The sequence below is a fragment of the Mesorhizobium sp. BHbdii genome, from assembly GCF_053848045.1.
The window spans coordinates 2522398-2544577 of the sequence record NZ_JBSPKX010000001.1 but is presented as its reverse complement, the minus strand read 5'-3'; the positions used below and the strand labels follow the sequence as shown (position 1 = coordinate 2544577).

Sequence of the window (22180 nt, the reverse complement as noted above, 5' to 3'; positions counted from 1 at the left end):
TTCATGGGCCGCAAAAAATCCGGGATGCAGGATTCGTGGTATTGAACGGTTCTCACCACGAAAACCTGGAGATTATCGGATGAGACTGACTGTTCTTGCCGCCGCTCTCTCGATCGCAGCGCCTGCGGCCGCCCTGGCCGGGCCGGCAGCCAATGCGGTGAAGTTCTTCTACTTGCCCGAGGTCAAATTCGAGCCCGACGCGAAATACCGCGACCGTTTCACCGAGCCGGTGACCAAGTTGTTCGGCCTCAACGACCAGGCACAGAAGAACAAGCCGGACGAGGTGCCTTGCATCGACTTCGCCCCCGGTCTCGACGCGCAGGACTATGACGAGGAGACAGTCGCCAAGACACTGAAGCTGTCTGAAACAGTGGATGGCGACAGCGCCAGCGTGACAGTGACGTTTAACCTTTTCCCGGAAGGCGATGACTCCAAACGCGAAATGGTCTGGTCGCTGAAGAAGGTTGACGGCAAATGGAAGGTCGCCGACATCACCTCGAAGACCAGTGGCTGGACACTGAGTGCGCTCGAGTGCCTGGCTGGCCAGACTCCGGAGTGATGCTATGGCCCGCGCCCTGGCCCTGGCGACTGTGTGCCTGCTGGCAGCGGGGTTGAGCAGCACCGCCGCTCAGGGCCTGTTCGGCGCGCCGCCCGCAAATGCGCCGGCCGATAATGCTGCAACTTCGCCGACCGCGTCCCAGCCCAGTGATAGCGCCCCGGCAGCGCCGGTGCGGCTGGGTTCGCCAACGGCGGTGGTGAAACCGTTCTACGAGCATGTCGGGCTCGAGCTCGATCCGGCCCAGCGCAGCCACTTCGCCGATCCCGCGAAGTCGGTGCTCGACAAGAGCGATGCGCTGCGGAAATCCGGGCAGGGCGAATGCCTCGATCCCAACATGGCGCTGGACAATGCGGAATACGACAAGACCGAAATCGATAAGAGCCTGAAGACCATTGAAGCGGTCAAGGGCGACGAAGCCAAGGTGGTCGTCGCCTTCGTCGTCGCCGGCATTCCGCACCGGCTGGAGTGGAAATTCAGGAAAGTCGACGGCGACTGGAAGGTATCAGACCTTCTGTCGGTGACCGGCGAATGGGCGCTCAGCCAGTACCAATGCGAGTAGGCAGACGATGAAGATCACCAACATCCGCGTCACCCATGTCAACGTTCCGCTAGACGCGCCATTCTGGTGGACGGCCGGACTTTATGGCGGCGCCTCGAAGTCGATCATCGAGGTCGAGACGGACGAAGGGGTAGTCGGACTAGGCGAGGCGCCGTGGTGGCATTTCGGCGAGGTGATCAAGGCCGAGATCGCGCCGGCGCTGATCGGCGCCGATCCGCTCGACATTGCCGACTGCGAGGCGCGCTGCGTGCCGCCCTGGCAGATTACCGCCAACACCGGCGAGAATGCCGCATCCGTGGCGTTCGGAGCCGTCGAGCTGGCGCTGTGGGACATCAGAGGCAAGGTCTTCGGCATGCCGCTCTACAAAGTCCTCGGCGGCGCGGTGCGCAAGGACATTCCGTTTTCGGAATATTTTTCGTTTCGCGCCGCGCAGAATGGAGCGGGCGGCGAAATGACGTCCGAAGCGATCGTCGAGTACTGCCTAAAGATGCGCGAGGAGCATGGCTCGACCATCTTCGAGGGCAAGCTGATCTTGGGCGATCCCGAGCTCGAGATCAGGACCGTGCGCCTGCTGCGCGAGGCGCTTGGCGATAAGGCGCAGATCAAACTCGATTCCAACATGCAGTGGTCGCTGACCACGGCGCGCTGGGTGCTGCGCGAGATCGAGCCGTTCAACATCCGCAATTATGAGGATCCGGTCGCGACCTTCGAGGAGATGGCGGCGCTGCGCCAGCATTCGCGCATTCCGTTCTCCACGCACATCCCGGACCTCAGACGGGCCGTCGCGCTTGGCGCGCCGGATTACTTCGTCTGCAATTTCGCAGCACTCGGCGGCTTGTCGAAAACCCTGAAGTTCATTGCCGCCTGTGAGGCGATGGGCAAGGGTTTTTGGTGCTATTCCAACGACCTCGGCATCATGACATCAGCCTATCTGCATGTCGTGGCGGCGACGCCATGGATTACCGAAGCATCGCAATCGCTGTTTCGCTGGCAGATCGGCGACGTTATCAAGGACGGTCCGTTCCGGCAGGCGGGCAACACGGTGCGGGTGCCGGAGGGCAACGGATTGGGCGTTGAGCTTGACCCCGCTGCGATGAAGCGCTGGGCGGGGCACTTCGCCGAGCATGGGCCGATGGGCCATTTCAGCGACCCGAACAACCCTGGCCGCTACCGGCGGCTGCCGCTCAACTGATGCAACGCGCTGCAGGACAAGATCGATCGATGAGACGAGGCGTTGTGCTCACGGCTGCCTTTGCGGGGTTTTGCATCGCGGTGTGCGCTGCAACCTGGACCGTGGGAACCCATGCGGTCGCCCGCGAACCCCAGCAAAGTTTCATGCTGCCTGCCAGTTTGCTCGTGGAGCGCGTTGTCCTGAAGCAGGATGGCGCGCCCGGTCTTGCCGGCTGGGTCGCTGATCGAAAGGGCAGTTGCGGCACAGTCGTGTTGTTGCATGGGCGAGGCTCGAACAAGCGGGCCATGGTTCCAAGGGCAAAATTGCTTTTCGAAACAGGCTATTCCGTCATGTTGTTCGATTTGTCAGGGCATGGCGAGAGCGACGGCAATGTCCGAGGCTTTGGTTATGCAGAACGGCAGGATGCCAGCCGCATCCTCGCTTTCGCGCGGCAACGCTTCGCCGGCCACAAGGTCGCGGCCGTCGGCTCATCGCTCGGCGCTGCGGCCTTTGTGTTTGCCGCGCCGCAACAGCATGCCGATGCCTATGTGCTGGAGCAGCTCTACGCGACCTTGCGCGAAACCACGGCATTGCGGGCGCCATTGGCAATGCTGCGTGACGTGCAGGCGACCGTCCTGTTGGCGCAGATGCCGATGCGCCTTGGCTTTGGCGCAGCCGATGTCAGGCCGGTCGATTACATCGGCACAATCGATCGACCGATATTGCTGCTTGCCGGCAGCGCTGATCCCTTTGTCGATCGCACACAGACACTGGCGCTGAAAGATGCCGCCGACGCCGAACTGGTCTGGTTCGATGGCGCGCGGCATGTCGATCTCTATCGCTTCGACGAACAATCTTATCGCGATCGCGTGGTGCCATTCCTGGAGAAAAACCTGTGCCGGACCGAGGTCAACTGAGCCGCCGTGCCCGCTCAGCCGCGCCCGCGATAGGGTGCGACGCCGGTGTCGGGCAGCCAGGCGCCTCCAGGCGGCGCGCCGGTCTGCCAGAACACATCGATCGGAATGCCGCCGCGCGGATACCAGTAGCCGCCAATGCGCAACCACAGTGGTTTGGTCGCGGCGATGATGCGGCGGCCGATCATGACGGTGCACTCTTCATGAAAGGCGCCGTGGTTGCGAAACGAGGTCATGAACAGCTTGAGCGACTTCGATTCCACCAGCAGCGTATCGGGTGCATAGTCGATGACGATATGGGCGAAGTCCGGCTGGCCGGTGACCGGGCAAAGCGACGTGAATTCCGGGCAGGTGAAGCGGACGATGGCCGGGGGCCCGTCGCCGCGGGAAAACGGCACGGTTTCCAGGACTGCCGCCTCAGGGCTCTGTGGCGTCTCGACGTTGGTGCCGAGCTGGGTAAGGTTTTTCGTATCGGTCATGGGCGGGTTCCCTACTGCATGTCGCCCAAAGCCTGCCCACGGGCCAGACCCGAGGGTGCGCAGCGGTTTTGGACAACGAGCGTAAAAACAAAAATTTGCCGCTCTTTAGCACAATTTGAAACAGTAGGAAGACCATGACCACCAACGATCCGCTTCTCCGGCCTTATCAGCTCAAACATCTGACGCTGAAGAACCGGGTCATGTCGACCAGCCATGAGCCGGCCTATTCCGAGGACGGCATGCCGAAAGAGCGCTACCGGCTCTACCACGCCGAAAAGGCCAAAGGCGGCATGGCGCTGACCATGACCGCCGGTTCGGCGATCGTCTCGCGCGACAGCCCGGCCGCCTTTGGCAACCTGCATGTCTATGACGACCGCATCATGCCGTGGCTCACCGAACTCGCCGATGCCTGCCACGAGCATGACTGCAAGGTGATGATCCAGATCACCCATCTCGGCCGCCGCACCGGCTGGAACAAGGCCGACTGGCTTCCGGTGCTGTCCGCCTCGCCGGTGCGCGAGCCGGCGCACCGCGCCTTCCCAAAGACCATCGAGGACTGGGATATAGAGCGCATCGTCGCCGACTACGCCGCCGCCGCCCAGCGCTGCCAGGCCGCCGGCCTCGACGGCATCGAGTTCGAAGCCTATGGCCACCTGATGGACGGCTTCTGGTCGCCCGCGACCAACCAGCGTGACGACGATTTCGGCGGCTCGCTAGACAACCGCTTGCGCTTCACCGGCATGGTGCTCGACGCGGTGCGGGCAGCGGTCGGCGACAAATTCGTCGTCGGCATCCGTATGGTCGCCGACGAGGATTTTGAGAAGGGCCTGTCTAAGCAGGAAGGCGTCGAGATCGCTAGGCGGCTGGCCGGCTCCGGCAAGGTCGATTTCCTCAACATCATCCGCGGCTCGATCGAAACCGATGCCGCGCTGACCAGGGTCATCCCGGTGACCGGCATGCGCTCGTCGCCGCATCTCGACTTCGCCGGTGAGGTCAGGGCGGCGACGAAATTCCCGACCTTCCATGCGGCGCGGATTGCGGATGTCGCCACCGCGCGTCACGCCATCGCCACCGGCAAGCTCGACATGGTCGGCATGACCCGCGCCCACATCGCCGATCCGCACATCGTTCGGAAAGTGATGGAGGGCCGCGAGCACGAGATCCGCCCTTGCGTCGGCGCCACTTACTGCCTCGACCGCATCTATGAAGGCGGCGAGGCCCTGTGCATCCACAACGCGGCAACCGGCCGGGAGGCTGATATCCCGCACATCATCCCCAGGACCGAGGGACCGAAGCGAAACGTGGTCGTCGTCGGCGCTGGGGCCGGCGGGCTGGAGGCGGCGCGTGTCGCTGCCGAGCGCGGGCACCAGGTCACGGTGCTGGAAGCGTCGAGCCAGGCCGGCGGCCAGGTGCGGCTGGCGACACAGAACCCGCGCCGCAAGGAACTGATCGGCATCATCGACTGGCGGCTGGCCGAACTCGACCGGCTCGGCGTCGAGATCCGCTATGACACCTGGGCGGAGAAGGACGATGTTCTGGCGCTGTCGCCCGACGTAGTGGTGATAGCCACCGGCGGCCTGCCCCAGAACCCGCCGCTGGCGGCGGGCGACAATCTCGTCACGTCGAGCTGGGATATCATGGCCGGCAGCGTCAAGCCGGCCGAAAACGTGCTGCTCTATGACGACAATGGCGGTCATCAAGGCATGGGAGCCGCCGAGCTGATCGCGGGCAGCGGCGCAAGGCTGGAGCTTGTTTCGCCCGAACGCTTCTTCGCCCCGGAAATGGGCGGCATGAATCACGTGCCGTATATGCGCGCCTTCCATGAGAAGGGCGTCACCATCACTATAAACACACGGCTGCGCTCGGTACGGCGCGAGGGCAATCAACTGGTTGCGGAGCTCGGCTCAGACTTCGCCGACGGCTGGCGCGGCGAGCGGCGGGTCGATCAGGTGGTGGTCGAGCACGGCACGCTGCCGCTCGATGACCTCTATCTCGCACTGAAGCCGCTGTCGAAGAATGGCGGCGCGGTCGACTACGAGCGGCTGGTCAATGGCGGCGACATTTTTCCGGCGCGCAATCAGCAAGGCGGTTTCGTGCTCTTCCGCATCGGCGATGCGGTCGCCTCGCGCAACATCCACGCCGCAATCTACGACGGCATCAGGTTCGGCCTGAGGATCTGAGGATCGCTTTGGATTGGTGGCGCGCAGCCGAACCTCCGTACGGAGAGCCACCAGGCAAGTCGGACCGATCTGCGCGCCACCCGCCGCCGGCTTGCGGCCGGAAATCGTACGATCTTGTCAATTGCGGCGGGCCCCGCTCAGAACAACCTGGCGGTAGCCATACAAAGTACGGTGATGACCAGCAGCCCACCAGCGATGCGTTCGCCCCTTGTCATTTTCGCGCGCAGCTGGGTTTCCGTCGCCGCGTCGGTGCCGGCGAGCTGCCTGCTGGCAGAGCCGACCAGCGCGCCCTGGACGCCGGCGGCAATCAGGGCTGTGGCGATACCCAGGGCCAGAACCATTTCCATCGAACCGAAATAGCCGCCGTGGAAGAAATACCAGAGGAGGGCGCCGGTCAGGAAAACCATGCCGGCCGCCCGCATTTGCGGCCGGAAAAACCGTTCGATCCGAATCTCCGGATCGCGGGCGACAGCGATGGTCGTTCCAGCCCAGAACACACCGGCCAATACGTGAAGGCCGAGGACAATGATGTAGACATACTGCATGACCGCATTTCCTCCTTTCCCCACGCTCACCATAAGGTTAGATATCTAATGATTAGGTGTCAATGTATAAGCGTGCGCCAGTTCCATCGGCCTTTCCCTTGCTCTAGTGTCGGATCATGACGCCTTTTGATCCCCCGCCAATCGGGATGAATCTCGCCCGCACCGCAAAGCTTGTCGCACAGGCATTCGACGCCGCCTTGGTCGAGGCTGGCGGCACGCTACCGGTCTGGGTCACTCTGTTGTCGATCAAGTCGCGCGAGCTGGCCAACCAGCGCGAGCTCGCCGGCATGATCGGAATCCAAGGCGCGACGCTGACCCATCATCTGAACGCGATGGAGACGCAAGGCCTGCTGACCCGGCGCCGCGATCCGGAAAACCGCCGGGTCCATCAGGTCGAGCTGACTCAAGCCGGAGAAGCGTTGTTCCTGAAATTGCGCACCGCCGCGTTAGCCTTCGACAAACGGCTGCGGAAAGGACTGTCCAACGACAGGCTGGCGGAGTTTGCAGAGGTGCTGGCTGCGCTACGGGCCAATGTCGAGGGTTAGAAATTAGGATAGGAAAACGGATCTACGCCCGGCAGCCCTGCAGCACCGTTAGCCTGGCTTTCTTTGGCGTCCGTGCCACCAGCCAGTCGCGCACCCGCTCCGGCGGCATCGGGAAAGCGATGGAATAGCCCTGCACCTGGTCGCAGCCGATCGCCATCAGCGAATCGAGCTCGGCCTCGGTTTCTGCGCCCTCGGCGACGATCGAGATGCCGAGGCCGCGGGCGAGTTCGGTGATGGCTCGCACGATCTTGGTGTTGTCGCCGTTCTCATTGATGTTCTGGACGAAGCGGCGATCGATCTTCAGCCGGTCGATCTCGTTCGGGTTGACGTGGCTGAGCGAGGCGTAGCCGGTGCCGAAATCGTCGAGTTCGAGATGAACACCGGCGGCGCGGATGTGCCGTAGCTTTGCCGCGATGCCGGTCTTCTCGTCGTCGAGAATGACGGATTCGACGATTTCCAGCGAAAGTCTTTGTGGCGGCAGGCCGGCCTTTTCCAGCGTATCGAAGAGGAAGGCGTCGAAATCGGGCTCGCGCAATTCGCTGCCGGATACGTTGACCGCGAGCCGTCCGAAGGCGACGCCGGCGTGGTTCCACTCGGCCGCCTCGCTGATTGCCTTGGCGATGACAATGCGGCCGATCGCAGGCATGAGTCCGCATTTCTCGGCGACGGGAATGAACTCGCCCGGTGCGATCATGCCGCGCTCGGCATGTTCCCAGCGAACCAGCGCCTCGATGCCGCCGATCGTACCGTTCGACAACGAAACCTGTGGCTGGAAATAGACCTGGAACGCCTTCTCCGCGATTGCGATCCTGATGTCATGCTCGAGCTGCTTGCGGTAATCGAGTTCATGCCGCAATTCCTCGGAGAAGAATGAGAGACTGCCACTCTGCTTCTTGGCGGAGTGGAGCGCGAGGTCGGCATGGACGAGCAGATCTTGCGCATTGTCGGCGTCGACCGGATAGACGGCGACGCCGGCGCTGGCGCCTGGAAGGATGGTCGTGCCCTGAAAGACGATCGGTTCGTTGATCTGCGTCAGGACGCGCCTGGCGACCATGTTGATGTCCTCGGTGCCGCCGGCACCATTGAGGATCATTACGAACTCGTCGCTGCCGAGACGCACGCAGAGATCCGATGCCCGGCAGGAATCGCGCATGCGCTGCGCCGTCACCACCAGCACATAGTCGCCGGCGGCGTGGCCAAGCGTGTCGTTGATCTGCTTGAACCGGTCGAGGTCGAGGTGGACCGCCGCAAGCCGCTCTCGCCGACGCTGTGCACCCTTGATCAGCGTATCGAAATGGTCGGTCAGGAACGTGCGGTTGTGCAGGCCGGTAAGGCCGTCATGCACGGCGATGAAAGCCATGGAATTGCGGGCATCGATCAGTTCATGTGTCTTGCGCAGAATGGCCTTCGACATCGGCCTGAAGATGAAAAGTGCCACCAGCACGATGACGCCGATGGTGGTGTAGAACAGCGTTCGATGGAGATCGAGAAGTGTTTCCGATCGCGCATCGGCATGGGCGCTGATGCGCTGGCCGAGTGCCGCATAGCCCGACAGGGTCGCATTGGCGATGGAAGCGTCGAGGTTGACGCGTTCGCCGCCGCCCTTGTAGCCGCCATTATCTGCCATACCGAGTCGTGATTCGAACGCCGAAACCAGGCGTTGGCCGTTGGCGATAAGCCCGACCGAGAAGTAGTCGAGATGAAACGGCTTGGCGAAAAGCACGCTCTCGACTGATTTCGGATCGAACCTTGCCGGTGACGCCGGGTCGGCGACGACCCGCTCGAGCAGAAGGTCATAGTTCCTCTCGAACTCCGCCGTTGCCTGTTTGAATGCGGTGACCAGAGCCGGTTGTTGGTTGCGCGAAGCAGTACCTGCCGCGTTGGCAAGGAAGACAATGCGTTGCGACAGCGTCTTTTGCATGCCGACAATATTGAGCAGCGTATCGTCGTGCCGCTGGTCAGCCATCATCTGCTGGAGAAGGATGAAGGAGGCCATCACCATGGCTGCAATGATCAGCAGCGCCAGCCAATAGCCGGCCTTGATCAACAGTATAAGCCTGCCCGAAATGGTTTGCGCCGGTTGCTGCGACATTCTCTGAGGCGGTCCCTCTCGCCGACAGATTGTTAGGTGTGAGAACCATTGGCTTGAAAGTGTTAACAGCTCTGGAAGTCGACAGAGCTGCGACAGCGGCGGCGGTGGAAAGCTCGCGAAATGGTTATCGCGTTCTTTCGCGCCGCAGCTGCATTTGAGCATCCGCCAGTTGGCGGCATTCTGGGGCCACATTCTGGTCACTGAACGTCGCATCACCGAAGCGGTCGCTTTTGCGGTGGATTTTTCGCCCGCGCGGGGCGACAGTCCATTCAATCTCAACAGGGCCTGATCATGAGTGCGGCATTCCTCTCCCATATCGATAGCGAGCTTCAAGGGCTGAAATCGGCCGGCCTCTACAAATCCGAGCGGGTGATCACCTCGACGCAGTCGGCCGAGATCGAGGTGGGCGGCGAAAAGGTGCTGAATTTCTGCGCCAACAATTATCTCGGCCTCGCAGACAGCGCCGAATTGCGCGACGCGGCCAAGCAGGCACTCGACCGCTATGGTTATGGCATGGCGTCGGTGCGCTTCATCTGCGGCACGCAGGAAGAGCACAAGCAGCTCGAGGCGACGATTTCTGGCTTCCTCGGCATGGAGGATACGATCCTCTACGGCTCGTGCTTCGATGCCAATGGCGGCCTGTTCGAGACGCTGCTGGGCGAGGAGGATGCGGTCATCTCCGACGCGCTGAACCACGCTTCGATCATCGACGGCGTGCGGCTGTCGAAGGCGAAGCGCTTCCGCTATGCCAACAACGACATGGCCGATCTGGAGGCGCGGCTGAAGGAGGCAAGGGATTGCCGATTTCGGCTGATCGCCACCGATGGTGTATTTTCCATGGACGGCATCATCGCCAATCTGAAGGGCGTCTGCGATCTCGCCGAGAAGTACGATGCAATGGTAATGGTGGATGACAGCCATGCAGTCGGCTTCGTTGGCAGGAACGGCCGCGGCTCGGCCGAGCATTGCGGCGTTGAGGGCAGGGTGGATATCATCACCGGCACGCTCGGCAAGGCGCTGGGCGGCGCGTCGGGCGGCTATACATCGGGCAAGAGCCAGGTGGTCGACTGGTTGCGCCAGCGCTCGCGTCCCTATCTGTTTTCCAACACGCTGATGCCGGCGATTGCGGGCGCCTCGATCCGGGTTTTCGAACTGATCGGCAATGGCGATGCGCTGCGTCAGCGCCTCTATGCCAATGCGGCGCGCTTCCGGTCTGAAATGGGTAAGCTCGGCTTTACGCTTGCCGGCGCCGATCATCCGATCATCCCGGTCATGCTGGGCGATGCGACGCTGGCGCAGGAGATGGCGGCGCGCATGCTGAAGCGCGGCATCTATGTCATCGGCTTCTCGTTTCCGGTGGTGCCGAAGGGCCAGGCGCGCATCCGCACGCAAATGTCGGCCGCCCATTCCAGCGCCGACATCGATCGCGCGGTCGAGGCGTTCGGCGCGATCGGGCGCGAACTCGGTGTGATTTCCTGAACGGCCGGCAGAAAAGCGATTCGGGTCATTCGGATCAAGAGATTCAAGGGACAAAAGAATGTCGAACATGATGAAGGCGCTGGTCAAGGCCAAGGCCGAGCCGGGCATCTGGATGGAAGAGGTGCCGGTGCCGGAAATCGGCCCGAACGACGTTCTGATCAAGATCAGGAAGACAGCGATCTGCGGTACCGACGTTCACATCTACAACTGGGACCAGTGGGCGCAAAAGACCGTGCCGGTGCCGATGGTGACCGGCCACGAGTTCGTCGGTACGGTCGCCGACTTCGGCGCGGCGGTCACCGAATACAAGGTCGGCCAGCGTGTTTCGGGCGAAGGCCATATCGTCTGCGGTCATTGCCGCAACTGCAGGGCGGGCAGGGGGCATCTGTGCCGCAACACGCTCGGCGTCGGCGTCAACCGGCCGGGCGCCTTCGGCGAATATCTGGCGATCCCGCAGCACAATGTCGTGCCGATCCCCGACGACGTGCCCGACGAGATTGCCGCAATCTTCGATCCCTTAGGCAATGCCGTGCACACCGCATTGTCCTTCGATCTCGTCGGCGAGGACGTGCTGGTCACCGGCGCCGGGCCGATCGGTATCATGGGTGCGCTGGTGGCGCAGTGCGTCGGCGCGCGAAAAGTAGTCATCACCGACATCAACCCGGTGCGGCTGGCACTGGCGAAAAAGCTCGGCGTCCAGCATGTGGTCGACGCGTCGAAGGAAAAGCTGCGCGATATCATGCCGGCGCTCGGCATGACCGAAGGTTTTGACGTCGGCCTCGAAATGTCTGGCGCCGCACCCGCCTTCCGCGACGTGATCGACGCCATGAACAATGGCGGCAAGATCGCCATTCTCGGCATCGCGCCGACCGGCTTCGAGATCGACTGGAACAAGGTCATCTTCAAGATGCTGCATCTCAAGGGCATCTATGGCCGCGAGATGTTCGAGACCTGGTACAAGATGATCGCACTGGTGCAAGGCCCGCTCGACGTCACCGGCCTCATCACCCACCGCATCGGCATCGACGATTTCCAGACCGGATTCGACGCGATGCGCAGCGGCAATTCGGGCAAGGTGGTGATGGACTGGTGAGCGCCTAATCCTTGCCCAGAGCCTCCTTGAGCGCACCCAATCCATTTGTGATCGCGGTGCGCTCGCCAGCACTGAGCTTTGCCAGCAATTCCTGCTCGAACGCCTTTGCTAGCGGCACCATCTCGCGATAGGCGGCAAGGCCCGCTCCAGTCAGCATCAGGTGCTCGATTCGGCGGTCATTTTCATCCGGTTTTCGCGTGAGCCAGCGGCGCCGTTCGAGCTCGGCGACGGCGCGCGAAACCTTGGTCTTGTGCATCGCCGACTGTTCGCCGAGCGCCGTTGCGGTCATGCTGCCGTGCTGTCCGAGGCCGGCCAGCGTGCGCCATTCGGGCCGCGTCAGGCCGTGGCGATCCTTGTAAATCCTTGAGAATTCGCGGCTGACGGCATCGGCGAGCCGGTAGAGCCGGTAGGGCAGGAAGCTTTCGAGTTCCAGGACGTCCATGATTTTGTATCCCGGCAGACACCGCGGTTGATAGTTACATTTTCGATGGTTACAAATGAAACCAATTACGTCAATGCCAGCGTGCCGCAACCGTTGGAGGCGAGGAGCGCTCTGTCAGTTTCCAGGGAGGATGCCATGGCCTATTCCTACATGCCGGGGTTCGGCAACGACTTCGAAACCGAAACCTTGCCTGGCTCGCTGCCGCAGGGGCGGAATTCGCCGCAGCGGCCGGCCTACGGTCTCTATGCCGAGCAGCTTTCCGGCTCGCCCTTCACCGCGCCGCGCGGCACCAACGAGCGCTCCTGGCTATATCGCATCAGGCCGAGCGTCAGGCACACCGGCCGCTTCAAACCAGCGAACTATCCGCTGTGGAAGAGCGCGCCGAATGTCGGCGATCACGAACTGGCGCTCGGCCAATATCGCTGGAGCCCGGTGCCGATGCCGAAGGAGCCGACCGACTTCATTGCCGGCATCCGCAGCATCACCACCGCTGGCGACGTGCTCGGCCAGACCGGCATGGCGGCTCATGTCTATGTCGCCAACCGTTCGATGGTCGACGACCACTACTTCAACGCCGACGGTGAGCTGCTGGTCGTGCCGCAGGTCGGCAGCCTGCGCTTCGTTACCGAAATGGGCGTCATCGAATTGCGACCGGGCGAGATCGCCGTGCTGCCGCGCGGCCTCGTGTTCAAGGTCGAACTGGTCGATGAAACAGTGCGCGGCTATGTCTGCGAGAATTACGGCGCCAAGCTGACGCTGCCGGATCGTGGCCCGATCGGCGCCAATTGCCTGGCCAATCCGCGCGATTTCAAGACGCCTTGCGCCTGGTTCGAGGACAAGGAGACGCCGTGCCGGCTGACCGTGAAATGGTGCGGCCAATTCCATGTCACCGAGATCGGCCATTCGCCGCTCGACGTGGTAGCGTGGCACGGCAATTACGCGCCCTATAAATATGATCTTGCGACCTTTTCGCCGGTCGGCGCGATCCTGTTCGACCATCCCGATCCATCGATCTTCACGGTGCTGACCGCGCCGAGCGGCGAGGAGGGCACCGCCAACATCGACTTCGTCATCTTCCCGCCGCGCTGGCTGGTGGCCGAAAACACGTTCCGCCCGCCTTGGTACCACCGCAACATCATGAGCGAGTTCATGGGCCTGATCCACGGCCAGTACGACGCCAAGGAGGAGGGGTTCGTTCCGGGCGGCATCAGCCTGCACAATCTGATGCTGGCCCACGGGCCTGACGCGTCTGGCTTCGAAAAGGCCTCGCGCGCTGAACTGAAACCGGTCAAGCTCGACAACACCATGGCCTTCATGTTCGAGACGCGATTCCCGCAGATGCTGACCCGCTACGCCGCCGAGCTCGAAACCCGGCAGGACAATTACATCGACTGCTGGGCCGATCTGAAGAAGCGTTTCAACGGCACGCCCGAGGGCGACTGGTCTTGAGTGCTGATCCAACGCGGGATCGGCTGGTGCTGCTGGGCTCGAAGGGCGGCCCGGCACTTCGGCCGGGCGGACCGTGGCCGAACTCGTCGGTGTTGGAGATCGGCGGGCGCAACATCGTCGTCGATTGCGGGCTTGGCGTGACGCGCGGGCTGGCCGACTCCGGCATCAGCCTGAAGGCGCTAGACCTGGTCTTCATCACGCATCTGCATTCCGACCATGTGCTGGAACTCGGTCCGCTGGTCCACACCGCCTGGACGGCGGGTCTGGCGACACCGGTCACCGTGTTCGGCCCGCCCGGCACCGGCCATTACTGGCAGCGTTTTTGCCAGGCGATGGAATTCGACATAGAGACACGCATTGTCGACGAAGGCCGGCCTGATATCGAAGATATGGTTTCGATTGTCGAGTTCGGCGAAGGCCGGGTGATGGAGGAGCGCGGCCTGAAGGCTTCAGCGCTATGCGTCGACCATCCGCCGGTGACCGATTGCTTTGCGCTTCGCTTCGAGCATGCCGGACAAAGCGTCGTGTTCTCCGCCGATACGGCATTCTTCCCGCCATTGGCCGACTTTGCCAAAGGCGCCGATATCCTCGTCCACGAAGCCATGCTGGAGGAAGGCATCGAGCGGCTCGTCGCGAAAACCGGCAACGGCGCGCGGCTGAGGGAGCATCTGCTCGCCAGCCACAGTTTTGCCGGCGAGGCGGGGCGAATCGCCACCGATGCCGGGGTAGGCAGACTGGTGCTCAACCACCTCATTCCGGCCGACGACCCCGAGATTGGCGAGGCCGACTGGATCGCCGCTGTCAGGAAAACATGGGCCGGCGACTTGACGATCGCCCGCGACGGCCTTGTTGTGGGGCTTAGGGAGTGAGGATGGCCAACGACTAGCTTTGGGAAGAGGTGCGCGAATCCGAGGAGAGATCCGCGACGCAACTCTCGATGCTTCTAGAGAAGGTGCAGGATCTGCCATCGTTCGTCCGGTTGATCGACGCGCTGAGCAAGGACCGTAAGGACGCGGACCGCAAGGAGGCAACGACGCCAGCAGGATCTGATACCGGCTGGAACGGATGGAATAATGGCTCGCTCAGCACATTTCTTGAATCAGCGGTCGCTTGGTTCGAAGACAATGGGCGGGGCGACTCGGCTTTTTTGGCGGGTGACAATCCCTGGAAAGCCGCAGCCAGAGTTATCTATGCCGGCAAATACTACGAGTAAACGCCCTGGGAGGACACATGAAGCTTGCCACATTGAAGGACGGGACGCGCGACGGAAAGTTGGTCGTCGTCTCGCGCGACCTGACGCGCTTTACCGATGCCTCGTTCCTCGTGAGGACGCTGCAGGCCGCGCTCGACGACTGGAGCCGGATAGCGCCGCATCTCGCCGCCATGGCGGAATCGCTGGAGAATAATGCGGTGCCGTCAGCGCGCTTTCACGAGCATAACGCCCATTCGCCGTTGCCGCGCGCCTATCAATGGGCGGATGGCTCGGCCTATGTGAACCATGTCGAACTGGTGCGGAAGGCGCGCGGCGCCGAGATGCCGGCAAGCTTCTGGACCGATCCGCTGATCTATCAGGGCGGTTCGGACGCCTTCATCGCGCCGCGTGACCCGATCCGGGCGGCCGACGAGGCCTTTGGCGTCGATATGGAAGGGGAGGTCGCCGTCATTGTCGATGATGTCCCGATGGGAGCAAGCCTGGATGAGACGCGGGCCGCGATCCGGCTGGTCATGCTGGTCAATGACGTCACGCTGCGCTCCCTCACTGCGCCAGAGCTGGCCAAGGGCTTCGGCTTCTTCCAATCAAAGCCGTCCTCCGCGTTTTCGCCGGTCGCCGTGACCCCGGACGAGCTCGGCGAAGCCTGGGATGGCGGCAAGATCAAACTGCCGCTGCTGGTCGATCTCAACGGCAAGCCGTTTGGCCGGGCAAACGCCGGCGTCGACATGACCTTCGATTTTCCGGCGCTGATTGTGCACGCCGCGAAGACCCGGCCGCTGGCCGCCGGCACGATCATCGGTTCGGGCACGGTCTCCAACAAGCTCGACGGCGGCCCGGGCAAGCCAGTCTCGGCGGGCGGCGCCGGCTATTCCTGCATTGCCGAGTTGCGTATGATCGAGACCATCGAGGCCGGCGAACCGAAAACGCCATTCCTGCGCTTCGGCGACACGGTGCGCATCGAAATGAAGGACAGGACCGGACATTCGGTTTTTGGTGCGATCGAGCAGAAGGTCGAGAAGTACGCAATTTGAAGCAATCCTATATCTAGCGTCGTTCCGAAGCGCTGGCAGGATCAGGATGCCGTACACTGCTACTTATCTCTGGTTTGTGGGAATTTGTGGCATCGCTACTGCCTGGCTTCTAATTTCGGCAATCCGACTTTGCCATCAGGTTGAGGACCGATCTGAAAGACTCCGCAACTTCAGCAGCGTTGCGCGTCGGGCGAAGCTTATTTACGTCGCTTTGAACCGGGACGTTTGCAAGCGATGTTGAAACGCAAGCGCTGCGGCGCGGCATGATCGCTCGTCTGCTAGCTATAGGTGCTATCGGTATTGCTGTGAACTTGATTGCCGGGGCTGGTTGGGCGAGTATGTGACGTGGACCTGCTGGACCATAATCGCCGCATGGCGCGCAACAACCTCTGGTCGAACGACCGGCTCTATCGCGCCGTTCTGCAGCTTAAGCCTGGTGAATTCGAAGCCGAGCGAACCAGCTTCTTCCCGTCAATCAAGGAAACGCTCAATCACATCCTGGCGGTCGATCATCTCTATCTCGATTTTCTCGAAGAGGGCGGCGTAGGCGCCGCGGCCCATGACGATTTCGTGCCGATCGATGAACCACCAGCGCTGTTTGCCGCCCAAGTTGCGGCCGACCGGCGGCTGATCGACTTTTGCGATCATTTGTCGGCGGATGATCTCGACCGCAGCGTCATCACCGACCGGCGCGAGGATGGCCGGATACCGGAGCGGGTCGGCGATCTGCTCGCTCATCTCTTCATCCACGACATCCACCATCGCGGGCAGGTGCACGCGATGCTGTCCGGCACTTCGGTGAAGCCGCCGCAGCTCGACGAGTTCTTCCTCGATTATGATCTGAAGCTGAGGAAAGAAGAGGTCGAGCGGCTGGGACTGTAAGCCACTCGACCGGCCGCTTATTCCGCAGCCTGCACCTTCAGCACGCCGCGCTTGATCTGGTCCTGCTCGATCGATTCGAACAAAGCGCGGAAATTGCCCTCGCCAAAGCCTTCGTCGCCCTTCCTCTGGATGAATTCGAAGAAGATCGGGCCGATTACGGTTTTTGAAAAGATCTGCAGCAGGATCTTGGTCGTGCCGCCGTCAACCACGCCTTCGCCGTCGATCAGGATGCCGTGCTTTTTCATCCGCTCGATCGGCTCGTCATGGCCGTGCACGCGGGCATGGGACATCTCATAATAGGTTTCCGGCGGGCCCGGCATGAACTTCAGCCCGTTAGCTGCCAGTCTGTCGGTGGCGCCGTAGATCTCGTCCGTGCCGACGGCGATGTGCTGGATGCCTTCGCCATTATATTTTTTCAAATATTCGGCGATCTGGCTGGTGTCGTCCTTGGACTCGTTGAGCGGGATACGGATCTTGCCGCAGGGCGAAGTGATGGCGCGGCTGACCAGGCCGGTGATCTTGCCGTCGATGTCGAAGAAATGGATCTGCTTGAAGCCGAACAGGTCGCGATAGAAATCCCACCATTTGTCCATGTTGCCGCGATAGACATTGTGGGTGAGGTGGTCGAGATAATAGAAGCCGACGCCTTCCGGCTTCGGGTCGCGCGCGCCCAGCCAGTCGAACTCGGCATCATAGGCCGAGCCTTTCTTGCCGTAGGCTTCGATGAAATAGAGCAGCGAACCGCCGATGCCTGATATCGCCGGCACATCGAGTGCCTTGTCCTTGCCTTCATAGGGTGTGGCGCCCTTGGCGACGGCATGGTCGAAGGCATGCTTGGCGTCAACCACCCTCCAGGCCATCGAGGCAGCGCACGGCCCATGCTTGTCGACGAACTTCATCGCATGCGAGCCGGATTCGGCATTGACGACATAGTTGATGTCGCCCTGCCGCCAGACGGTGATGTTCTTGGTGCGATGCTTGGCCACCGGCATATAACCCATGCGGGTGAAAAGCTCGGCCAGCTTTTCCGGTTCGGGATGCGCGAACTCGACGAATTCGAAGCCGTCGGTTCCGGCGGGATTGGCCTTGCTGATCTTTGCGGGCGGTGCGTCGTGCGGGAAGGGACCCATGGCATTTTCCTCCAAAAAAGCTGGCGTGGCCAGAAAAGGCCACTTCAACCCGATTATAGAGCGGAGCGGGTGCATGGTGCTTGCATTCAAACGCTTGAAATGATCAGGTGATGCGCGGACTGTGCATACATAGGAAGTAATCCATGGATGATGCGCGTGTCGATCAGTTTGACCGCAAGATAATGGCTCTGTTGCAGGGCGACGCGCGGCTGACCAACAACGATTTGTCAGAACGGGTGAACCTGTCGGCGTCGCAATGTTCGCGCCGGCGTCAGAGGCTGGAAGAGGACGGTTACATCAGGGGCTATCGGGCGGTGCTCGATCGCGACAAGCTCGGCTTCTCGCTTGTCAATGTCATCTCAGTGACGCTCGCCACCCACAACCGCGACAATGCGCAACGCTTCGGCGAATTGGTGGCGCGGCTGCCGGAAGTGCAGGAGGCACACGCGCTGACCGGTGAGATGGACTACATCCTGAAGGTGGTGACGCCGGACCTGAAGTCACTGTCGGAATTCGTCAACGGCGTGCTTCTGCCGCACGAATCCGTGCAGCACGTGAAGACGGCGATCGTGCTCGAAACGCTGAAGGAAACCGGCGCGCTGCCGATTTAGCCCTTCGACTGCTGGATCAGTCCGTAAAGATTGGTGCAGCGTGCGCCCGAACGGCAATAGGCGAACACCGGGCCTTCGAGTTCGTCGAGGGCCTCGGCCTGGTCCTCGACGTTTTCGGCCGTGATCTGGCCGCTGATCACCGGGATGTAGCGGAAGGCAAGCCCGGCTCCCTCCACTGCTGCCTTGACGGTGTCGGCCGATGGCTGGCCGGGTTGCTCGTCGTCGGGCCGGTTGCAGATCACGCTCTTGAAGCCGGCGTCCTTGATGGCGGCGACGTCCTCGGGCTGGATCTGGCCGGAGACCGAATAGTCCTCGCTGATCTGACGGTATTCCATGGCTCTGTCCTCGCAATCTGAATTTAGCGGCAGTCTTGCCACTCCCTGGCATGCGCGGCAATCCGCATCGGGGGAATTCTCTGCCAAATAGATATTGCAGGCCGGAAAATCCAACCGGGGCGATAATGCCCCCGATCGCATAGACACGCTCGAGTCAGCTTCCGAGGATCGCGCCTTTGATCTGGGCGATGTTGTTGTGCATCAGGTCGATATAGGTCGAGGCCGGGCCGTCGGGCTGCGACAGCGCATCCGAATAGAGCGTGCCGCCCACCTTGATGCCGGTCTCGCTGGCGATCTGCTCGATCAGCCGCGCGTTGGTGATGTTTTCGATGAAGACAGCCGCCGCCTTGTCCTGCTTCACCTGGCTGACCAGCTTGGCGACGTCGGCAGCGGACGGCTCCGACTCGGTCGACACCCCCTCGGGTGCCAGGAAGGTGAGACCATAGGCCTTCTCGAAATAGCCGAAGGCGTCATGCGAGGTGATGACGACGCGTTTCTCTTCCGGGATCGACTGGATTGCCGCCTTCACTTGGCCTTCGACCGCATCGAGCTTCGCGGTGTATGCTGCGGCATTGGCGTTGTAGCTGTCGCAACCCGCGGCGTCGGCGGTGCAGAAGGCGTCGGCGATGTTCTTCACATAGATTTTGGCATTAGCAATCGACTGGAAGGCATGCGGATCGGTGGCCGTTTCGCCATCGGTATGGGCGCCTTCAGCGGCATCGGCATCGGCGAATTCGGGTTTGAAGTTGATCGGCGTGACGCCCTTGGTCAGAACGGCGATCGTCGCCTTGGTGGCGCTGGCGTCGACCAGGCGCTGCAGAAAGCCTTCGAAATGCAGGCCGTTTACCAGCACCACATCCGCACTCGCCATCGCCACCGCGTCAGCCGGGCTCGGCTCGTAGACATGGGCATCGCCATCCGGCCCGACGATGGTGGTCAGATTGATGCGGTCGCCGCCGACATTTTTTGCGAAATCGGCAATGATCGTGAAGCTGGCGACCACTTTCAACGGCTCCGCGACGGCCGATGACGCACCAAAGGCAGTTAACGTTATAACGCTCATTGCCAAGGCGGCGCGGATCGATTTCAGCATGGACAGCTCTCCTCTGTTGATCAGGCGGTTCTGTGGCGGTGATGGATAATACGGGCGCGCAGGATACCGCGCGTGCCGAACAGGATCGAGGCAAAATAGACGACGCCCGCAGACAGGATGATGGCCGGGCCGGAAGGCAGCGACACGTGATAGGACAGAAGCAGCCCCGCGACGCAGGAGGCAAAGCCGATCAGCACCGCCAGCACGCACATCGGCTCGACGCGCATGGTCCAGAAGCGGGCGGCGGCCGCAGGCAGCATCATCAGCCCCACGGAAAGCAGCGTGCCGAGCGCCTGAAAGCCGCCGACCAGGTTGAGCACGACGAGGCCGAGGAAGATGAAATGCACCGGACTGCCTAACCGGCTAACCGAACGCAGGAACAGCGGGTCGAGACATTCGGCAACCAGCGCCCGCCAGAAGATGGCGAGGCTGACCAGCGTAACCAGCACGATGCCGCCGATCAGCGTCAGCGCTTCATTGTTGAGCGCCAGCACGGTGCCGAACAACACATGCATGAGATCGACACTGGAGCCGCGGATCGACACCATCAGCACACCGATGGCCAGCGAAATCAGATAGAAGGCCGCCATCGAGGCATCCTCGCGCTGGATGGTAAAGCGCGAGACGGCGCCGGCGCCGAGCGCGACGATGATGCCGGCAATCAACCCGCCGATGGTCATCGGCAGGATCTCCAGCCCATAGAACAGGAAACCGGCGGCGGCACCTGGCAGGATGGCGTGGGCCATGGCGTCGCCGGAAAGGCTCATGCGGCGCAGCATCAGGAACACGCCGACCGGGCAGGCGCCGAGCGACAGCATCAGCGACCCGGCAAGCGCCCGCTGCATAAAGGCGAAATCGGCAAACGGAGCGATGAAAAGACCGTAGAGCGTGTCCATCATGCCGCCCTCGGCCCGGAGCCGTGATTATGGTCGTGAGCGTGATCATCGTGCTCGTGGTTGTCGGGCTCGCACCAGGGCGCGTTCTCCTCCCAGGCTTCATGGAAGCGGCGCGCGCGCAACAGGTTTTCCGGCCGCAGCGTTTCCTTTGTCTCGCCCCAGGCGATCGGCTGGCGCGCCAGCAGCAGCGTTTCGGGGAAATTCTGGCGCACCAGATCCAGGTCGTGGACAACGACCATGATGGTGCGCTCCTCACCATGCCAGCGCTTGATCAGTGCGATCAGGTCGCCGACGGTCTTGGTGTCGACGGCGTTGAACGGCTCGTCGAGCAGGATGAGATCGGCATCCTGCAGCAGCACGCGGGCAAACAGCGTGCGCTGCAACTGGCCGCCCGACAGCGTGTCGATCGGGCGTTTCTCGAAGCCGCCGAGGCCGACGGCCATCAGCGCCTGGCTGACCGACTCGCGATCTTCCCTGGTGTAGCGGCCGAGCAGCCCGCGCCGTGGCCACAGCCCGAGCGAAACCAGATCGACGACCCTAGCCGGAAAGGAGCGGTCGAGCTCCGACTGTTGCGGCAGATAGGCGGCGCGCACGCCGGGCGCCCGGACAACCGTTCCGGCCATCGGTTTCAACACGCCAACGATACCCTTCATCAGGGTCGACTTGCCCGAGCCGTTGGCGCCGACGACGGCGGTCAGCGATCCCCGGCGGATCGTGCCGTCGAGATGATGGATTGCCGGATGGCTGTTGTAGCCCAGTGTCAGGTCGCGGAAGGTCAGGCAGGTTTTGGTCATGTGACGATCCGTGGGACACGACTAATACGGCAGCGGCGGTTGATATGTGATGTTATTACATTAGTCAACAAGTCAATCCGGCGGAATTGCGGCGACCGGAGCAATTTGGCGTGTGCCTATTTTCGCCCCACGCCTGCTGGCTCAAGAGGATTCGCTCATGCAACCTTGCCCCCGGCGGACCGCGACTCTAAAGAGGCGCGACCCACAAAGGAAGGAAACGTCCCATGAGCATTCGTCGCATCGATGTTGGCCCGCGCATGAGCCAGATCGTCATCCACGGCAATACCGTCTATCTGGCCGGTCAGGTCGGCGAGCCGGGCGGAAACGTCGGCGCCCAGACAAGGGACATACTGGGGGCCATCGACGAATTGCTGGCCAAGGCCGGTACCGACAAGACCAAGATCCTGCAGGCGATCATCTGGCTGGCCGACATGAGCACGTTCGCCGAGATGAACGCGGAGTGGGACAAGTGGGTGCCGCAGGGCCATACCCCGGCGCGCGCCACCGGCGAGGCCAAGCTTGCCGGACCGGAATATCTGGTCGAGATCATTGTCACGGCCGCGATCTGAGGCAGAGCTCTTTACCCTCCCCCTTGAGGGGAGGTCGGGCGAACAGTCGAAGCGAAGCGGAAACTGCGAGACGGGGTGGGGTCGGCGAAGCTGCACCGACCCCACCCCGCGTCGCAAAA

At 62.1% G+C, this 22180-nt stretch carries 25 protein-coding genes; 16 read left to right on the top strand and 9 right to left on the bottom strand.

Going from position 1 to position 22180, the window contains the following annotated elements; translation table 11 throughout:
* The first annotated feature begins 79 nt into the window (after nt 1–79).
* The 4 genes from ACWTU8_RS12360 (at nt 80) to ACWTU8_RS12345 (ending at nt 3206) form a co-directional block, all read left to right on the top strand.
* The gene (locus ACWTU8_RS12360; RefSeq protein WP_455848288.1) at nt 80–559 is read left to right on the top strand and encodes a DUF3828 domain-containing protein; all 480 of its coding nucleotides are present in this window, start codon (nt 80–82) and stop codon (nt 557–559) included.
* A 4-nt stretch (nt 560–563) separates the two neighbouring features.
* Nucleotides 564–1118: a hypothetical protein gene (locus tag ACWTU8_RS12355; RefSeq protein WP_455848287.1), complete on the top strand. Its 555-nt coding sequence runs from the start codon at nt 564–566 to the stop codon at nt 1116–1118.
* A gap of 7 nt (nt 1119–1125) precedes the next feature.
* Nucleotides 1126–2310 (top strand): mandelate racemase/muconate lactonizing enzyme family protein, encoded by a 1185-nt coding sequence (locus ACWTU8_RS12350; RefSeq protein ID WP_455848286.1) that lies wholly within the window; start codon nt 1126–1128, stop codon nt 2308–2310.
* A gap of 143 nt (nt 2311–2453) precedes the next feature.
* Nucleotides 2454–3206 carry an alpha/beta hydrolase gene (locus tag ACWTU8_RS12345; RefSeq protein ID WP_455848285.1) on the top strand — a complete coding sequence of 251 codons (753 nt, stop codon included), beginning with the start codon at nt 2454–2456 and terminating at the stop codon, nt 3204–3206.
* Nucleotides 3207–3220: 14 nt separating this feature from the next.
* Here the strand turns inward: ACWTU8_RS12345 and queF are convergent, their stop codons facing one another.
* The gene (gene queF / locus ACWTU8_RS12340) at nt 3221–3682 is read right to left on the bottom strand and encodes a preQ(1) synthase (RefSeq protein ID WP_455848284.1); all 462 of its coding nucleotides are present in this window, start codon (nt 3680–3682) and stop codon (nt 3221–3223) included.
* Nucleotides 3683–3816: 134 nt separating this feature from the next.
* On the opposite strand from queF, the gene ACWTU8_RS12335 reads away from it, so the two are divergent.
* Nucleotides 3817–5862, top strand: coding sequence for an oxidoreductase (locus ACWTU8_RS12335; protein WP_455848283.1), 2046 nt, complete (start codon nt 3817–3819; stop codon nt 5860–5862).
* A gap of 137 nt (nt 5863–5999) precedes the next feature.
* On the opposite strand, the gene ACWTU8_RS12330 is transcribed toward ACWTU8_RS12335, so the two are convergent.
* Nucleotides 6000–6407: a hypothetical protein gene (locus tag ACWTU8_RS12330; RefSeq protein ID WP_128344251.1), complete on the bottom strand. Its 408-nt coding sequence runs from the start codon at nt 6405–6407 to the stop codon at nt 6000–6002.
* Nucleotides 6408–6604: 197 nt separating this feature from the next.
* Here ACWTU8_RS12330 and ACWTU8_RS12325 point away from each other — a divergent pair, with 197 nt between their 5' ends.
* Complete coding sequence (locus ACWTU8_RS12325; protein WP_455848282.1) at nt 6605–6952, top strand: MarR family winged helix-turn-helix transcriptional regulator; 348 nt, start codon at nt 6605–6607, stop codon at nt 6950–6952.
* Nucleotides 6953–6974: 22 nt separating this feature from the next.
* Here ACWTU8_RS12325 and ACWTU8_RS12320 read toward each other — a convergent pair whose 3' ends face one another.
* Complete coding sequence (locus ACWTU8_RS12320) at nt 6975–9044, bottom strand: putative bifunctional diguanylate cyclase/phosphodiesterase (protein ID WP_455848281.1); 2070 nt, start codon at nt 9042–9044, stop codon at nt 6975–6977.
* 154 nt (nt 9045–9198) lie between these two features.
* Here ACWTU8_RS12320 and ACWTU8_RS12315 point away from each other — a divergent pair, with 154 nt between their 5' ends.
* Genes ACWTU8_RS12315 through tdh form a run of 3 tightly spaced genes read left to right on the top strand, consistent with a single transcriptional unit; the run spans nt 9199 to nt 11616 of the window.
* Nucleotides 9199–9333, top strand: coding sequence for a hypothetical protein (locus ACWTU8_RS12315; protein WP_455848280.1), 135 nt, complete (start codon nt 9199–9201; stop codon nt 9331–9333).
* Between the two features lie 2 nt (nt 9334–9335).
* Nucleotides 9336–10523, top strand: a complete 1188-nt coding sequence (locus ACWTU8_RS12310) for a glycine C-acetyltransferase (RefSeq protein ID WP_029354057.1) — start codon at nt 9336–9338, stop codon at nt 10521–10523.
* 58 nt (nt 10524–10581) lie between these two features.
* Complete coding sequence (tdh, locus tag ACWTU8_RS12305) at nt 10582–11616, top strand: L-threonine 3-dehydrogenase (RefSeq protein ID WP_455848279.1); 1035 nt, start codon at nt 10582–10584, stop codon at nt 11614–11616.
* Between the two features lie 4 nt (nt 11617–11620).
* Here tdh and ACWTU8_RS12300 read toward each other — a convergent pair whose 3' ends face one another.
* Nucleotides 11621–12058, bottom strand: coding sequence for a MarR family winged helix-turn-helix transcriptional regulator (locus tag ACWTU8_RS12300; RefSeq protein ID WP_029354053.1), 438 nt, complete (start codon nt 12056–12058; stop codon nt 11621–11623).
* A 135-nt stretch (nt 12059–12193) separates the two neighbouring features.
* Here ACWTU8_RS12300 and hmgA point away from each other — a divergent pair, with 135 nt between their 5' ends.
* From hmgA to ACWTU8_RS12275, 5 genes are all read left to right on the top strand, one after another.
* On the top strand, nt 12194–13507 hold the full coding sequence (hmgA, locus tag ACWTU8_RS12295; protein WP_455848278.1) for a homogentisate 1,2-dioxygenase: 1314 nt from the start codon (nt 12194–12196) through the stop codon (nt 13505–13507).
* Nucleotides 13504–14376: an MBL fold metallo-hydrolase gene (locus tag ACWTU8_RS12290; protein WP_455848277.1), complete on the top strand. Its 873-nt coding sequence runs from the start codon at nt 13504–13506 to the stop codon at nt 14374–14376. The genes hmgA and ACWTU8_RS12290 overlap by 4 nt, the downstream gene beginning before the upstream one ends.
* Nucleotides 14377–14405: 29 nt before the next feature.
* Nucleotides 14406–14720, top strand: a complete 315-nt coding sequence (locus ACWTU8_RS12285) for a hypothetical protein (RefSeq protein WP_455848276.1) — start codon at nt 14406–14408, stop codon at nt 14718–14720.
* Between the two features lie 17 nt (nt 14721–14737).
* Nucleotides 14738–15751: a fumarylacetoacetate hydrolase family protein gene (locus tag ACWTU8_RS12280; protein ID WP_455848275.1), complete on the top strand. Its 1014-nt coding sequence runs from the start codon at nt 14738–14740 to the stop codon at nt 15749–15751.
* A gap of 345 nt (nt 15752–16096) precedes the next feature.
* Nucleotides 16097–16633 carry a DinB family protein gene (locus ACWTU8_RS12275; protein ID WP_455848274.1) on the top strand — a complete coding sequence of 179 codons (537 nt, stop codon included), beginning with the start codon at nt 16097–16099 and terminating at the stop codon, nt 16631–16633.
* A gap of 17 nt (nt 16634–16650) precedes the next feature.
* Here ACWTU8_RS12275 and hppD read toward each other — a convergent pair whose 3' ends face one another.
* Nucleotides 16651–17763, bottom strand: coding sequence for a 4-hydroxyphenylpyruvate dioxygenase (gene hppD / locus ACWTU8_RS12270; protein WP_455848273.1), 1113 nt, complete (start codon nt 17761–17763; stop codon nt 16651–16653).
* Nucleotides 17764–17906: 143 nt separating this feature from the next.
* Between hppD and ACWTU8_RS12265 the strand changes: the two genes are divergently transcribed.
* Nucleotides 17907–18374, top strand: coding sequence for an Lrp/AsnC family transcriptional regulator (locus tag ACWTU8_RS12265; protein WP_077372472.1), 468 nt, complete (start codon nt 17907–17909; stop codon nt 18372–18374).
* Here the strand turns inward: ACWTU8_RS12265 and ACWTU8_RS12260 are convergent.
* From ACWTU8_RS12260 to aztA, 4 genes are all read right to left on the bottom strand, one after another.
* A complete protein-coding gene (locus ACWTU8_RS12260) occupies nt 18371–18709 on the bottom strand; it encodes a TIGR01244 family sulfur transferase (RefSeq protein WP_095521799.1) in 339 nt (112 codons plus the stop codon). The two genes, ACWTU8_RS12265 and ACWTU8_RS12260, sit on opposite strands and share 4 nt — an antisense overlap.
* Before the next feature lie 154 nt (nt 18710–18863).
* Entirely contained in the window at nt 18864–19802 is a 939-nt protein-coding gene (gene aztC / locus ACWTU8_RS12255; RefSeq protein WP_455848272.1) for a zinc ABC transporter substrate-binding protein AztC, read from the bottom strand.
* Between the two features lie 20 nt (nt 19803–19822).
* Complete coding sequence (gene aztB / locus ACWTU8_RS12250) at nt 19823–20698, bottom strand: zinc ABC transporter permease AztB (protein ID WP_455838294.1); 876 nt, start codon at nt 20696–20698, stop codon at nt 19823–19825.
* The gene (gene aztA, locus ACWTU8_RS12245) at nt 20698–21492 is read right to left on the bottom strand and encodes a zinc ABC transporter ATP-binding protein AztA (RefSeq protein WP_455848271.1); all 795 of its coding nucleotides are present in this window, start codon (nt 21490–21492) and stop codon (nt 20698–20700) included. The genes aztB and aztA overlap by 1 nt, the downstream gene beginning before the upstream one ends.
* A 224-nt stretch (nt 21493–21716) precedes the next feature.
* On the opposite strand from aztA, the gene ACWTU8_RS12240 reads away from it, so the two are divergent.
* On the top strand, nt 21717–22061 hold the full coding sequence (locus ACWTU8_RS12240; protein WP_095521795.1) for a RidA family protein: 345 nt from the start codon (nt 21717–21719) through the stop codon (nt 22059–22061).
* Nucleotides 22062–22180 lie beyond the last annotated feature (119 nt).